The sequence below is a fragment of the Pseudomonas sp. GL-RE-29 genome, from assembly GCF_019947275.1.
Lineage (GTDB): Bacteria > Pseudomonadota > Gammaproteobacteria > Pseudomonadales > Pseudomonadaceae > Aquipseudomonas > Aquipseudomonas fluorescens_A.
In genome coordinates this window covers 38,980-53,649 of sequence record NZ_JAGYGD010000002.1, presented here as the reverse complement: position 1 = coordinate 53,649, position 14,670 = coordinate 38,980, and the positions used below count along the sequence as shown (strand labels likewise).

Here is a 14,670-nt window from a genome sequence, read left to right as displayed (position 1 = left end):
GAGCTGGCTTGCCAGCGATGGCGTCAGATCAGTCACTATCGAGGGTGACTGACACATCGCTATCGCTGGCAAGCCAGCTCCCACAGGTTTTTTGCTGAACCGGGCACCTATGCAGTGCCCGGTTATCGGTTTTAGCCGATGGTCATCAAGCTGGCATTACCACCCGCCGCAGCCGTGTTAACACTCAACGCCCGCTCAATTACCAAACGCTCCAGCGCAATGTTGGTCTCACCTTGGGACAGCCCGTGAACCCCAACAATCGCGCCGGCACGCTTGGCCACTTGCTGGCAAACCGCACGCAGCTGATCGGAATGGCCGTGATGCAGAACTGCATCAAACACCACTTCGTCCTTGTTCCAGTCGGAAACCAGCTTGATGCGCCCCTGAATGTCCTTCGGCAGACGTGCGAACAGTGCCTTGGTCAGGTCAGCTTCCGGCCATACCGCCGAGCCGCCGACAGCCAATACCGCCGCCAGTTGCGTCAGCAAATCGCCTTCGACTTCCGCCAGGCACAGCACGTGCTCACGCGGCAGGATCGCATAGCTGTTGCGCTCGCCGGTCGGGCCAGCGAGTACGCGGGTGATCCCGCTTTGCGATTGCACGGCGAACTGCACACACAGGGTGCTCAGGTCGGTGAGCTTGTTGCTGTCGGCCCAGGTTTTCAGGGCGGTTAGCGGTTTGCTCATGGCTTCACGCAGACGAACGTCCGGCGCTGCGATGGCGTCGCCGCGAGCGAAGGATTGTTCGATTGCATCGGTAGGACGTGTCGACAGCAGCCGGTACAGGTACAGCGGACCACCGGCCTTCGGGCCAGTACCCGACAGACCTTCGCCGCCGAACGGTTGCACGCCGACCACAGCACCCACGATGTTGCGGTTTACATAGACGTTACCGGCATTGACGTTGTCGATCACCTTGGCGATTGTCTCGTCGATACGGGTGTGCACGCCCAGCGTCAGGCCGTAGCCGGAAGCGTTGATCTGAGCGATCAGTTGGTCGATGTCTTTGCGCTTGTAGCGAACCACGTGCAGCACCGGGCCGAAGATTTCACGTTGCAGTTCGTCGAAGCTTTCCAGTTCAATCAGGGTCGGCATCACGAAGGTGCCGCGTTTGACTTCTTCGGCATCGGCGATGGCCACCTGGTACACGCTGCGACCTTTGTCGCGCATGGCCTGGATGTGCTTCTCGATGCCGGACTTGGCTTCGGCGTCGATGACCGGGCCGATGTCCACGGACAAACGCTCCGGGTTGCCGAGACGGCTTTCAGCCATGGCGCCCTTGAGCATTTCGATGACACGGTCGGCGGAATCTTCCTGCAAGCACAGCACGCGCAGGGCCGAGCAACGCTGACCAGCGCTGTCGAACGCCGACGAAACCACGTCGATCACCACTTGTTCAGTCAGCGCCGAAGAGTCGACGATCATCGCGTTCTGGCCGCCGGTTTCGGCGATCAGCGGAATCGGACGGCCCTGGGCATCCAGGCGACCGGCGATGTTGCGTTGCAGCAAGCGAGCGACTTCGGTGGAACCAGTGAACATCACGCCTTTGACGCGATCGTCGCCCACCAGGCCGGCGCCAACGGTTTCGCCACGGCCCGGCAGCAGTTGCAGCACGCCTTCCGGAATCCCGGCTTCGAGCAGCAGGCGCACGGCCTGAGCCGCGACCAGTGGAGTCTGCTCGGCAGGTTTGGCCAGTACCGGGTTACCGGCAGCCAGTGCGGCGGCGACTTGACCGCTGAAGATTGCCAGCGGGAAGTTCCACGGGCTGATGCACACCACTGGGCCCAGCGGACGGTGGGCGTCGTTGGTGAAATCGTTGCGTGCCTGCACCGCGTAATAACGCAGGAAGTCCACGGCTTCACGCACTTCGGCGATGGCGTTGGCGAAGGTCTTGCCGGCTTCGCGGGCCAGCAGGCCCATCAGCGGCTGGATCTCGCCTTCCATCAAATCGGCGGCACGTTCCAGGATCGCGGCGCGTTCGGCGGGCGGAGTGGCCTGCCAGATCGGTGCGGCGTTCAGCGCGCACTGGATGGCATTGTCGACGTCTTCGACGGTGGCTTCCTGTACATGGCCGACCACGTCACGCAGATCGGACGGGTTCAGCACAGGTGCAGGGGTTTCAGTGCTGGAAGCGCAGCCGAGCATCGGCGCGGCTTTCCAGTGGTTGTGAGCGGTTGCCAGCAAGGCGCAGGACAGGGAAGCCAGGCGATGTTCGTTGGCCATGTCGATGCCGCTGGAGTTGGCGCGTTCCGAACCGTACAGGTCACGCGGCAGCGGAATACGCGGGTGCGGCAGGCCGAAGCCACCTTCCACGGTCGCCATCTGCTCGATGCTGGCTACCGGATCGGCTACCAGTTCCTGAATCGAAATCGACTGGTCGGCAATGCGGTTGACGAACGAGGTGTTCGCGCCGTTTTCCAGCAGGCGACGTACCAGGTACGCCAGCAGGGTTTCATGGGTGCCGACCGGTGCGTACACGCGGCATGGACGGTTCAGCTTGCCTTCGGAAACTTTACCTACAACTTGCTCGTACAGCGGTTCACCCATGCCGTGCAGGCACTGGAATTCGTACTGGCCCGGGTAATAGTTCTGACCGGCGATGTGATAAATGGCCGACAGGGTGTGGGCGTTGTGCGTGGCGAACTGCGGGTAGATGACTTCCGGCACCGACAGCAGCTTGCGGGCGCAAGCGATGTAGGAAACGTCGGTGTACACCTTGCGGGTGTAGACCGGGTAGCCTTCCAGGCCTTCGACCTGGGCGCGCTTGATTTCGCTGTCCCAGTACGCGCCTTTCACCAGGCGGATCATCAGGCGATGACGGCTGCGGCGAGCCAGGTCGATCACGTAGTCGATCACGTATGGGCAACGCTTCTGGTAAGCCTGGATCACGAAACCGATGCCGTTCCAGCCGGTCAGTTGCGGCTCGAAGCACAGGCGCTCCAGCAGATCCAGCGACAGTTCGAGGCGGTCGGCTTCTTCGGCGTCGATGTTCAGGCCGATGTCGTATTGCTTGGCCAGCAGGGTCAGCGACAGCAGGCGCGGATACAGCTCATCCATCACGCGCTCGTACTGGGCGCGGCTGTAGCGCGGGTGCAGTGCGGACAGCTTGATGGAGATACCCGGGCCTTCATAAATCCCACGACCGTGGGACGCTTTGCCGATCGAGTGGATCGCTTGTTCGTACGAAGCGAGGTACTTCTGCGCGTCGTGTTCGGTCAGCGCAGCTTCGCCGAGCATGTCGTAGGAATAGCGGAAGCCCTTGGCTTCGAATTTACTCGCATTGGCCAGGGCTTCGGCGATGGTTTCGCCGGTGACGAACTGCTCGCCCATCAGGCGCATGGCCATGTCGACGCCCTTGCGGATCATCGGCTCGCCGCTCTTGCCGATGATGCGGCTCAGGGACGAGGTCAGGCCGGCTTCGTTATGAGTGGACACCAGTTTGCCGGTCAGCAGCAGGCCCCAGGTCGCGGCGTTGACGAACAGCGAAGGGCTGTTGCCCAGGTGCGGGTGCCAGTTGCCGGTGCTGATCTTGTCGCGGATCAGCGCGTCACGGGTGCCTTTGTCCGGGATGCGCAGCAGCGCTTCGGCCAGGCACATCAGCGCCACGCCTTCCTGGGACGACAGGGAAAATTCCTGCAACAGGCCTTGAACAATGCCTGCACGACCGCCGGCACTCTTCTGATTGCGCAGTTTTTCGGCAATCGAGGCAGCGAGCTTGTTGGTGGCTTCGGCCATCGGGGCGGGCAGACGCGCTTGCTCGATCAGCATCGGCACCACTTCCGGCTCCGGGCGACGGTAAGCGGCGGTGATCGAAGCGCGCAGTACCGATTGCGGCAGGATGCTTTCGGCGAATTCGAGGAAGCACTGGTGGGCGTGATCCAGAGGCGCATCGACGGCGTCGTCGGAATCCTTGGTCAAACCGTTCAGCTCGGTCAGGGTTGCACCACCCTCGAGTTTTTCCAGGTAATTGAAAATTGCCTGCTTGATCAGCCAGTGCGGCGTGCGATCAATCGAAGTCGCGGCAGCCTTGAGGCGTTCGCGGGTCGGGTCGTCAAGTTTGACCCCAAGGGTGGTGGTAGCCATGTTTTTATCCTCATGTTTGCCACGATCGCGTGGCATCAGCTGGCGGCAAGATTAGCCGTGCGTTGAAAGAGGTGCAACCGGGTGCAACCCTTTTTTTGCCGGAATATTACGCAGCTCGTCAGGAAATAAATTCTGGTACGAACGTCCTGCGCATGCATGGTGCTTTTACTTCTAGAAATGAGGTTGGACTGCGCTAAAAGGGAGCAAAAACAACCGGTTTCGCTGCAAATCTGACCGGGTGCAACTAATTCTCAAGAAATGGGTTGCACCTCATTTGCTTTGTTGAATAGGATTCGCGCCCAAGGTGCAACCCAGCTGCATCACGCAATACCTGTAGGAGCTGACGCAGGCTGCGATCCTTTGATCTTGCTTTCAAACATCAACGTCAAAAGATCGCAACCTTCGGCAGCCCCTACAGGGAATTCATAAATGCGCGGGATCCCGAATCGTCTGTCAAACGTCATCGTTTGCGAGCGGTTCACCAGCCGCCGCTACATAAAAACAAAGCCAGGGCGTCACTTAAATGAGCGTAAGCAACCCAACCCTGATCACGTTCGTGATCTACATCGCAGCAATGGTGCTGATCGGCTTCATGGCCTATCGCTCCACCAACAACCTTTCTGACTATATTCTGGGCGGCCGTAGCCTGGGCAGCGTCGTGACCGCGCTGTCTGCCGGTGCTTCCGATATGAGTGGCTGGTTGTTGATGGGCCTGCCGGGCGCCATCTACATGTCTGGTCTGTCTGAAAGCTGGATCGCCATCGGCCTGATCGTCGGTGCCTACCTGAACTGGCTGTTCGTCGCCGGCCGTCTGCGCGTGCAGACCGAGCACAACGGTGATGCCCTGACCCTGCCGGATTACTTCTCCAGCCGTTTCGAAGACAAAAGTGGCCTGCTGCGGATCATTTCCGCCGTCGTGATCCTGGTGTTCTTCACCATCTACTGCGCTTCCGGCATCGTCGCCGGCGCCCGTCTGTTCGAAAGCACCTTCGGCATGTCCTACGAGACTGCGCTGTGGGCCGGTGCTGCTGCGACGATTGCCTACACCTTTGTTGGCGGTTTCCTGGCAGTGAGCTGGACGGACACCGTACAAGCGACCCTGATGATCTTCGCCCTGTTGCTGACGCCGATCATCGTGCTGCTGGCCACCGGTGGCGTCGACACCACGTTCCTGGCTATCGAAGCGCAAGATCCAAGCAACTTCGACATGCTCAAGGGCACCACTTTCATCGGCATCATCTCGCTGATGGGCTGGGGTCTGGGCTACTTCGGTCAGCCGCACATCCTGGCGCGTTTCATGGCAGCCGACTCGGTTAAATCGATCGCCAACGCCCGTCGCATCTCCATGACCTGGATGATTCTGTGCCTGGGCGGCACCGTGGCAGTAGGCTTCTTCGGTATCGCTTACTTCTCGGCTCACCCTGAAGTAGCCGGTGCTGTGACCGAAAACCACGAGCGCGTGTTCATCGAGCTGGCGAAAATCCTGTTCAACCCATGGGTCGCCGGTGTCCTGCTGTCGGCCATTCTGGCTGCCGTCATGAGCACCCTGAGCTGCCAACTGCTGGTGTGCTCGAGCGCCCTGACCGAAGACTTCTACAAGACCTTCCTGCGTAAATCCGCTTCCCAGGTTGAGCTGGTCTGGGTCGGCCGCGCCATGGTGCTGCTGGTTGCCCTGATCGCCATCGCGATGGCGGCCAACCCGGAAAACCGTGTACTGGGTCTGGTGAGCTACGCCTGGGCTGGTTTCGGTGCCGCGTTCGGTCCGGTTGTCCTGATCTCCGTGATCTGGAAAGACATGACCCGAAACGGCGCACTGGCCGGGATCCTGGTGGGCGCGATCACCGTGATCGTGTGGAAGCACTTCGAATTGCTGGGCCTGTACGAAATCATCCCTGGTTTCATCTTCGCCAGCCTGGCGATCTACATCGTCAGCAAACTGGGCAATCCGACTGCCGGCATGTTGCAGCGCTTTGCCGCTGCCGAGGCTGATTTCCGCCTGAACAAGTGATGGGTTGAGCGCGTGCGCTGAGCCAATGCTTGAATGAAAACGGCCCGCTTCCTTTTGGAGGCGGGCCGTTTTTTTGTGTCTTCGAAACTCACAATCCTTGTGGGGGCGAGCCTGCTCGCGATGGCGGTAGCCCCTTCAATATTGATGTCGACTGGGCCGACGCTATCGCGAGCAGGCTCGCTCCTACAGGGTTCCGTGGTGTTCTTGTGGGGTTGTCTGTAGCCGGAAAAACCGTTTTCTGAAGGGTATTGCTTCAGTTGAAGTAGGGTAAATCTGAATTTCCTGTGCATCGGCCTGGACCTCTTGCCACTCATGCAGAATCGCCCGACTCCATTCTGCAGAGACATACCGGATGTTCGCTTCTGCTAATCAACCGCGTTTCACGCTGACCGTCGACGGCGTTCAGAGTGAGCTCCAAGTGCTTGAGTTCAAGGGCAAGGAAGCTATCAGTCAACCGTACCGTTTTGATCTGCAACTGGTCAGCGAGCGGCCGGACATCGAGCTCGAAAGCCTTTTGCATCGTCAGGCGTTTCTGAGTTTTGATGCGCAAGGTAGCGGAATCCATGGTCAGATTTTTCGGGTGGGTCAGGGTGATTCCGGCAAGCGTCTGACGCATTACCAGATCAGCCTGGTGCCGCGTCTCGCTTATCTCGCCCAGCGTCTGAACCAGCGCATCTTCCAGCACAAAAGTGTGCCGGCGATCATCACCCAAATCTTCAAGGACCACGGCATCCTCGGCGATGCCTTCGCGTTTCAGCTGGGCGGCGACTACCCGGAACGCGAGTACTGCGTGCAATACGCGGAAAGCGATCTGGCGTTCATTCAGCGGTTGTGTGCCGAGATCGGCATTCACTACCACTTCCAACACAGCCTTGATGGGCACCTGCTAGTGTTCGGCGATGACCAGACGGTTTTTCCGCGCCTTCCCGAACCAACTTCCTACCGGCCCGGCAGTGGCATGGCTGGAGATGAACCTGTCATTGAGCGCTTTAACGTACGCCTGGAAACCAGGACGACCGCCGTTACCCGCCGTGACTACGACTTCCATAAACCGCGCCTTCAAATGCAAAGCAGTCGCGACACCGAGCAGCTGCCGGCACTGGAGGACTACGGATTTCCGGGGCAATTCAATGATCGCGAAATCGGTGCGGACCTGGCTCAGCGCACACTGGAGCGCCATCGCGCGGATTACCGCCAGGCCCAAGGTGAGGGTGATCAATCGACGCTGATTTGCGGGCATTTCCTGTCACTCGAGGAACACCCCCGTCAGGAGTGGAATGACCTGTGGCTACTCACTGAAATCGAACACCATGGCCGACAACCGCAAGTGCTTGAAGAGTCGGCGGGCAGCGATAACTCGGATAATTTCCAAGGCTATCGCAATACATTTCTGGCGACGCCGTGGGATGTTTTCTTTCGTCCACCGCTCATCAAGAAACCACCGGTCGCCGGCTATCAATCCGCCGTGGTCACCGGGCCGAAAGACAGCGAAATCCATTGCGACGAATTCGGTCGGGTGAAGGTTCAGCTGGCCTGGGACCGCGACGGCGAACGCAATGATCGCTCCAGTTGCTGGTTGCGGGTGGCAAGCAGTTGGGCTCACGACGGCTATGGCGCTGTGTTGACGCCGCGCGTTGGCATGGAAGTGCTGGTGGGGTTCGTTGATGGCGATGCAGACAAACCGTTGGTGGTGGGGTGTTTACCCAATGGAGCCAACGCTGTAGCACTGGATTTGCCCGCCAACAAAACCAGCAGCGTGTTACGCAGCCAGACCAGCCCGGCTGAGCCTGATGGCGTGCGAGGCTACAACGAATTGCGCATCGAGGATCGCCGGGGCGCTGAAGAAATCTACCTGCGTGCCCAGCGCAATTGGAACCAGTGGGTGCGACATGACATGCATGTCCAGGTGGATAGCCAGCGTAGCGTGGTCGTCGGTGGCGTCGACCGCAACGAGACGCGGGGTGATCGTCTGGCTGAGCTAAAACAGAACGATCATCTGCATGTCAGCGGCGACCGCTATATCCGCGTTACCAGTCAGGCGCTCAACGCCAGTCAGCAGTTTCACGTCAGCGCCGGCCAGCAAGTGGTGATCGACGGCGGGGCGAGCGCGACCATTCAGGCGGGTGGGCAGTGGATCAACATTGGCCCTGGCGGGATTTTCAGCAGTGTACCGATCGAGGTCGGTGGGGCGCCGATGGCGGCCATGACGGTGACAAGCGCAGTGGGCACTTTGGAGAAAACGCTGGCGTCACCAATAGCCTTGCTAAGCGCGGCTCAAATTCTCAACCTGAAAAACAACGCGCCGTTCTGCGAACAATGCGAGCGCTGCAAGGACGGTTATTGTGCAGCCTGAACGCTTGTCTCCCCTTGCTTGGCTGGCGTCCCGGCCACTGAAACCATCGGAGCAACTCTTCGCCGTCTTCAGCAGTGCGAGCGCCGCTGAACCGCTCAAGGCCTGGCAGTGTTCGATTGCCGCGCAAGCGCCGAGCCCGATATGGGCTGGTACGGCTTACGCCGAGTGGAAACCGGTGATGCCCTATGTCGCAATTGTCGCCGCGGACAGTGAGTTTCTGGAGTGGGTGGCGGCCACTGAATTTGACGATTGGGGGTGGCTGGCTGTGTCATCGGTGAGCCTTGAAGTGTTGGCCGAGCATCTGCGCAGCCTCACGCAAGTACTCCTGCCCGATGGCAATCCGGTGTTTTTCCGTTTCTGGGATGGGCGTCATTTACTGCCGATTCTTCGGTGTTGCGAGTTGGATTCAGCTGAACTGCTGCCGGTGATTGGACGGTGTTTGATCAATGGTCAGCCCCTTGATATCGAAGGCGGCGCAGAGACGGGCGCGAAGGCGTTTCCATGGTGGCAGGTGTCTGAATCCCTGCTGCAAAAGCTCGGGGCCGAGGATGCTGCAACCCGTATCGGCAATTTGATGCAGTGGCTGAGTGAAGAGCAGCCGAGTGTTTTCGAGGCGTTTTCTGAAAATGTACTGCGCAGCAAGGTTGCGAATTTTCTATCTCAGCCTGAGTTGGCGCTGCCTAAAGATGAATTGTTAGCGTACTTGGTGGAGGAAATGCAGTAGGTCCTAGGACATTTCTGGGCAAGGTCCTCGGAGATTTCCTTCAAGTTGTAGTGGATTGCGTGAACTGGTGGGTGAGGGATTGGAGGGATAGTCTTTGGCTGTCACTGCAAATTCAGTGACAGGGTGTGGAAGCCCTTCTATCGTTAGGCGCGCAAGTGCCACCAGTTCGGCGTCGTCTGTGTTTTATGGTGGTTGTGCGCGGGGCGCTTTCGAGTGCGCTGGGTGCCTAACGTCCCGGTCTTCCACACCTGCGTACAGCCACCACCCATTGCGTGGAAGTGAAGGGTGACGGCTCCAGTCCATACGTTAGGAAGCTGAAAAATGACAAAGCTCCATCCCGATCCACCCTACGTAAAACCAGTCCCCCATCCCGAAAACCGCTTCATGGCCCTCACCAGCAACTGCAACGACATGCCCACCCTGTTCGTCGATACCCAAGCGCCGCTCGATGTCCTGTATGACGCTGCGAGCTACCGCATTCAAGCCGTCACCCAGGTACTGGAAAACCTGTCCATGCGCGGTACGGTTGAGTGCGAGTCGTTCATCCTCAGCGACTTTGCCTTGCTCTGCGCGATTCCGTTGCGCGATGGCTGTGATGTGCTGGATGTGCTTGGCCGGCGATTGCGGGCTCGGCCTTCGGCGTAGTGCAGAGGCGCTTTTATGGCGAGGGAGCTTGCTCCCGCTCGGCTGCGCAGCAGTCGTAAACCGGGGAGTGAGGTGTGTCATGCGGAGGCCGGTTTGCAGGGTTTGGGGCTGCTTCGCAACCCAGCGGGAGCAAGCTCCCTCGCCACAGGAGCAAGGTCAAAAGATCGCAGCCTTCGGCAGCTCCTACAGTGGGTGGGTGGCCGCTCGGCTGTGAGGCCCTGACTTGCCGGCCGGTAAAAGGTAAACTTCCCGGCCTTCGCAGGAGCAGCCATGAATTATCGTCACGCCTTCCATGCCGGCAATCACGCCGATGTGTTCAAACACCTGACCTTGACCCGCCTCATCGCCCTGATGTCGCGCAAGGAGCAGCCGTTTGCCTATCTCGATACCCACGCTGGCATTGGTCTGTATGACCTGCAGGGTGATCAGGCTAGCCGTACCGGCGAGTACCTGGAAGGCATTGCGCGTTTGTGGGATCAGCCGGATCTGCCGATCCTGGCCGCTGATTACATGCAGGTGTTGCACGAGATGAACCCGGATGGCCAGTTGCGCTACTACCCGGGCTCGCCGGAGTTGGCGCGGCGCCTGACCCGTCCGCAGGATCGCGTGATGCTCAACGAAAAGCACCCGGAAGACGGCGTGCTGCTCAAGGACAACATGGCCGGTGATCGTCGGGTCAAGGTGCATTTGGGCGAAGGCTGGCATGTGCCGCGTGCGATGTTGCCGGTGCAGGAGAAGCGTGCGGTGATGTTGATCGATCCACCGTTCGAGAAGCTCGATGAGATGCAGCGTTGCGCGGCGTCGTTGAAAGAAGCGATTGGCCGGATGCGCCAAACCGTGGCGGCGATCTGGTACCCGGTTAAGGACCAGCGCGCGTTGCGTCGTTTCTATCAGGATCTGGCCGGCACCGGTGCGCCGAAGCTGTTGCGTGTGGAGTTGCTGGTGCATCCGCTGGATACGCCCGACAGCCTGAACGGCTCCGGTCTGGCGATTGCCAATCCGCCGTGGGGGCTTGAGGAAGAATTGCGCGAGTTGCTGCCGTGGCTGTCCGAGAAACTTGGGCAGACGCAGGGCGGGTGGCGGATGGATTGGTTGATTGCTGAATAGCAGCTGCGAGTTTTAAGCGGCAAGCGGCAAGTAAGAACAGCAAGATCAAAAGATCGCAGCCTTCGGCAGCTCCTACAGGTGTACGCAAAACACTGTAGGAGCTGCCGAAGGCTGCGATCTTTTGCTTTTAGCGATTAAATCGGGCAGGTCACGCCTGTACCACCAATCCCGCAATAACCTTCAGGATTCTTGGCCAGGTATTGCTGGTGATAGGTCTCGGCAAAGAAGAATGTCGGGGCTTCGTCGATTTCAGTGGTGATCGTGCCTTTCCCAGCCTTGGTCAACTCACCCTGGAACACTTGCTCGCTGTGCTTGGCGGCTGCCAACTGAGCCGGGTTGGTGGCGTAGATCACCGAGCGATACTGAGTGCCGATGTCGTTGCCCTGGCGCATGCCCTGGGTCGGGTTGTGCAGCTCCCAGAACATCTTCAGCAGCTCTTCGTAGCTGACTTTTGCCGGCTCGTAGACCACGAGCACGACTTCGCTATGGCCGGTCAGGCCCGAGCAGACTTCTTCATAGGTCGGGTTTGGCGTGTAACCGCCAGCGTAACCCACGGCCGTACTGACCACGCCTTCACGCTGCCAGAACCGGCGTTCCGCGCCCCAGAAACAGCCAAGGCCGAAGATCGCGAAGTCCACATCCATCGCGAACGGGCCCAGTAGCGGGGCGTCGTGGACGAAGTGTTTTTCCGGCACGGTCATAGGAGTTTCGCGGCCAGGCAGAGCTTGTTCTTTGGTAGGAAGCACGTTTTTGTTCACCAGGATTTCCGAGCGCAGAACCATCATCAGTCCTCTCAGTCAGGTTGAAATAATTAGAGGTGCAGTTTGCCTGAGTGTTGATTCGCTGTCAGGCGATTGGACCGCGCGGGTAGCGTTTGAGCTTTTCGATCAGCTCGGAACCCGGGATCGGCCGGTCGAACAGGTAACCCTGGCCGACATCGCAGCGGTGACGGCGCAGGAAGGCCAATTGATCGGCGGTTTCGATGCCTTCAGCCACGACCTTGATTTTCAGGTTGTGGGCCATGGCGATCACTGCGGAGGTGATTTCCATGTCGTCCTGGTTGTCCGGGATTTCGTGAATAAAGCTTCGATCGATCTTGATGATGTCGATGGGGAATTTTTTCAGGTAACTGAGCGACGAGTAACCGGTGCCGAAGTCGTCCATGGCCAGGGTCAGGCCCAGGCGCTTGAGCTGGTCGAGTTGCAAGTGGGTGTCTTCGGTGGCCTCCAGCAGCAGGCCTTCGGTCAGCTCCAGTTCCAGCAGGTTCGCCGGCAGTGCTTCTTCCTTGAGGATGTTGGCGATGGACGCCACCAAGTCCGGGTCGGAGAACTGTTTGGGCGACAGGTTGATCGCCACTTGAAGATTGCCCAGTCCCGCGGCAGTCAGCGCTTTGCTCATGCGGCAGGCCTGGCGGGCGATCCATTTGCCGATCGGAATGATCAGCCCGGTTTCTTCGGCGACGCTGATGAACTGGTCCGGGCGGATCATGCCTTTTTCCGGATGATCCCAGCGCAGCAGCGCTTCCATACCCAGCAGACGACCACTACGCAGGCACAGTTTGGGCTGGTAGAACACGTCCAGCTCGTTCTGGGTCAGGGCGCGGCGCAGGTTGTTCTCGACGAACAGCTTGTAACTGGCCTCGGCATTCAGCGCTTCGGTGAACACCTGCACCTGGTGTTTGCCGTTGGCCTTGGCCTTGTGCAGCGCCAACCCGGCGTTACGCATCAGGGTTTGCGGGTCGCGCCCGTGCAGCGGCGCGCAGGCCAGGCCCACGGAGCCGGTGACGCTGATCAATTGGTTGTCGACGAACATCGGTTTGTCGAGGGTCGCCAGCAATTGATTGGCCACTTGCTGGCCGACAGAGAGGTCGCTGTTGTCCAGCAATACGGCGAATTCGTTACTGGCGAACCGCGCCAGGCTGCCGCTCGGAATCAGGCTGTTGCGCAGGCGGCGGGCCAGACTGATCAGCAGCTTGTCGCCGGTCTGGTGGCCGAGGCTGTCGTTGATCCGCTTGAAGTTGTCGATGTCCACCAGCAACAGGCTGATCGGCGCATCGCTGTCGCGGGCAAAGCGCTCATCGAGGTTGCGGATAAACGCCGGCCGGTTGCCCAGGTTGGTCAGGTTATCGGTGTAGGCCAGGCGTTCGATGCGCTGTTGCGCGAGTTTGTTCTGGGTAATGTCTTCGTAAATGCCGATGTAGTGGGTCAGTTCACGGTTGTCGCCGTAGACCTTGGAAATCGACAACTGACCCCAGTAGGGTTCGAGGTTCTTGCGGCGGCTCTTGAATTCGCCCTGCCAACTGTTGCTCTTGGCCAGCGCAGAAGGCGCGTCGAATAACAGTTCGCTGAGGTTTTCCAGCGCCGGCAGTTCCGACAGCCGTTGGCCGTGGACTTCTTCGGTGCTGTATTGGGTGATCGCGGTGAAGCTCGGGTTGACGTATTCGACCACGCCGTCGCAATTGACCAGCAAAAAGGCGTTGGCGCTTTGCTCGACCGCACGCTGGAACAGGTGCAGGGCGCTGGTGGCGGTGCGGCGGTTGTGGTTGCTGATGACTTGGGCAAACTGATCGGCCAGTTCGCCGGCAAAGGCAATTTCGTCCGACTGCCAGGCGCGGGTAGCACCAATTTGTTCCAGGCACAGCACCCCGACCACTTGGCCGTCGACCCGGATGCTGGCGTCGAGCATGGCGTTCACATCGCGCGGGCGCAGGTGTTCGGCCATTTCCCGGGTGCGCGGGTCGTGCAGGGCGTTGTGAGCGTCGATGGCGCGGCCGGTGTGCAAGGCGTCGAGGTAATCCGGAAAGCCACTGACGTCGATCGGCTGCGGCAGCAGGTATTCCTGGCTGACGCGGTGATAGGCCGAGATCGGCACCAGCATCGGCCCTTCGAGGTTCCACAGGCTGGCGCAGTCAATCTGGTAGATATCGCAGGCGCTGCGGGTGATCAGTTCGGCGGCTTCTTGCAGGGAGTTGTTGCTGCTGTAGCGTTGACGGGTCAGCAACAGGATCAAGTCCTGCTGGGCGCGCACCCGGTCCAGATGCAGCAATTGTTCCTGCTGGGCTCGCTGGTTGAGTTCGAGGGCGATTTGCAGGCGCGAGTTCTGGGTTTCCAGATCGAGGGCGGGCAACAGTGGGTCATCTTCGAACAAACCGTCGATCACCAGCAGGTAACCGCGCAGCAGGTGTCGATTATGTTGTTTGAAGGGTTCGCCCATTTCCAGCAGGGTCAGCGAGCCTGAGGCGGTGTGCAGGGTGTAGCGGATCAGGTAGTGCGAGCCTTCGCTCAATTGTTGCTGGATCGCGTCATGCAACTGATAGCGAGCTTCGGGCTCCATCAGGCTCGCATAGGGCGAGCCGACCAGAGCGCACAGCTCCATGGCCGGCAGGCCGAATTGGCGTTCGCAATTGGGGTCGAGAAACAGCAGGGCCCAGCTGGGTTCATTAAGCCGTTCGAAACGCAGCATGCCGAGCCGCGAGGGCACAGGCAACTGCGTTACTACCTCGGCCACCATACGGCTGGCGGCATCGGGTTGGCTTTTCATATGGAGGGAAACTCGCTTCGAATATGCTGAACGCGCCGGGCTCTCGCCCTCTTTACGGTTGGCTGCGGCAAGGTTGCATCATTGCGACACCGACTGACAAGAGACATGAAGGCCAAGTGCTATAAGAATATGTCGGCAGCGGTGAAGATTTCTCCAGCAAACGATCAAAAGATTGAATTAAACCGAAAAGATCGCAGCCTGCGGCAGCTCC

The 14,670-nt window shown here is 59.5% G+C and carries 8 protein-coding genes; 5 read left to right on the top strand and 3 right to left on the bottom strand.

Features of this window, described 5'->3' with window-relative positions; genetic code table 11:
• Nucleotides 1–131: 131 nt before the first annotated feature.
• Nucleotides 132–4,082, bottom strand: coding sequence for a trifunctional transcriptional regulator/proline dehydrogenase/L-glutamate gamma-semialdehyde dehydrogenase (gene putA / locus KGB21_RS02010; RefSeq protein ID WP_223503328.1), 3,951 nt, complete (start codon nt 4,080–4,082; stop codon nt 132–134).
• A 523-nt stretch (nt 4,083–4,605) separates the two neighbouring features.
• Between putA and putP the strand changes: the two genes are divergently transcribed.
• The 5 genes from putP (at nt 4,606) to KGB21_RS01985 (ending at nt 10,919) form a co-directional block, all read left to right on the top strand.
• Nucleotides 4,606–6,090, top strand: coding sequence for a sodium/proline symporter PutP (gene putP / locus KGB21_RS02005; RefSeq protein WP_034148676.1), 1,485 nt, complete (start codon nt 4,606–4,608; stop codon nt 6,088–6,090).
• Nucleotides 6,091–6,442: 352 nt separating this feature from the next.
• Nucleotides 6,443–8,443 carry a type VI secretion system tip protein VgrG gene (locus KGB21_RS02000; RefSeq protein ID WP_223503326.1) on the top strand — a complete coding sequence of 667 codons (2,001 nt, stop codon included), beginning with the start codon at nt 6,443–6,445 and terminating at the stop codon, nt 8,441–8,443.
• On the top strand, nt 8,433–9,167 hold the full coding sequence (locus KGB21_RS01995) for a DUF4123 domain-containing protein (RefSeq protein ID WP_223503325.1): 735 nt from the start codon (nt 8,433–8,435) through the stop codon (nt 9,165–9,167). Before KGB21_RS02000 ends, KGB21_RS01995 begins: the two co-directional genes overlap by 11 nt.
• Nucleotides 9,168–9,488: 321 nt before the next feature.
• Entirely contained in the window at nt 9,489–9,812 is a 324-nt protein-coding gene (locus KGB21_RS01990; protein ID WP_223503323.1) for a hypothetical protein, read from the top strand.
• A 270-nt stretch (nt 9,813–10,082) separates the two neighbouring features.
• Nucleotides 10,083–10,919 carry a 23S rRNA (adenine(2030)-N(6))-methyltransferase RlmJ gene (locus KGB21_RS01985; protein ID WP_223503321.1) on the top strand — a complete coding sequence of 279 codons (837 nt, stop codon included), beginning with the start codon at nt 10,083–10,085 and terminating at the stop codon, nt 10,917–10,919.
• Between the two features lie 134 nt (nt 10,920–11,053).
• On the opposite strand, the gene msrA is transcribed toward KGB21_RS01985, so the two are convergent.
• Nucleotides 11,054–11,701: a peptide-methionine (S)-S-oxide reductase MsrA gene (gene msrA, locus KGB21_RS01980; protein ID WP_034148752.1), complete on the bottom strand. Its 648-nt coding sequence runs from the start codon at nt 11,699–11,701 to the stop codon at nt 11,054–11,056.
• 64 nt (nt 11,702–11,765) lie between these two features.
• Nucleotides 11,766–14,459, bottom strand: a complete 2,694-nt coding sequence (locus tag KGB21_RS01975; protein WP_034148681.1) for a GGDEF and EAL domain-containing protein — start codon at nt 14,457–14,459, stop codon at nt 11,766–11,768.
• Nucleotides 14,460–14,670 lie beyond the last annotated feature (211 nt).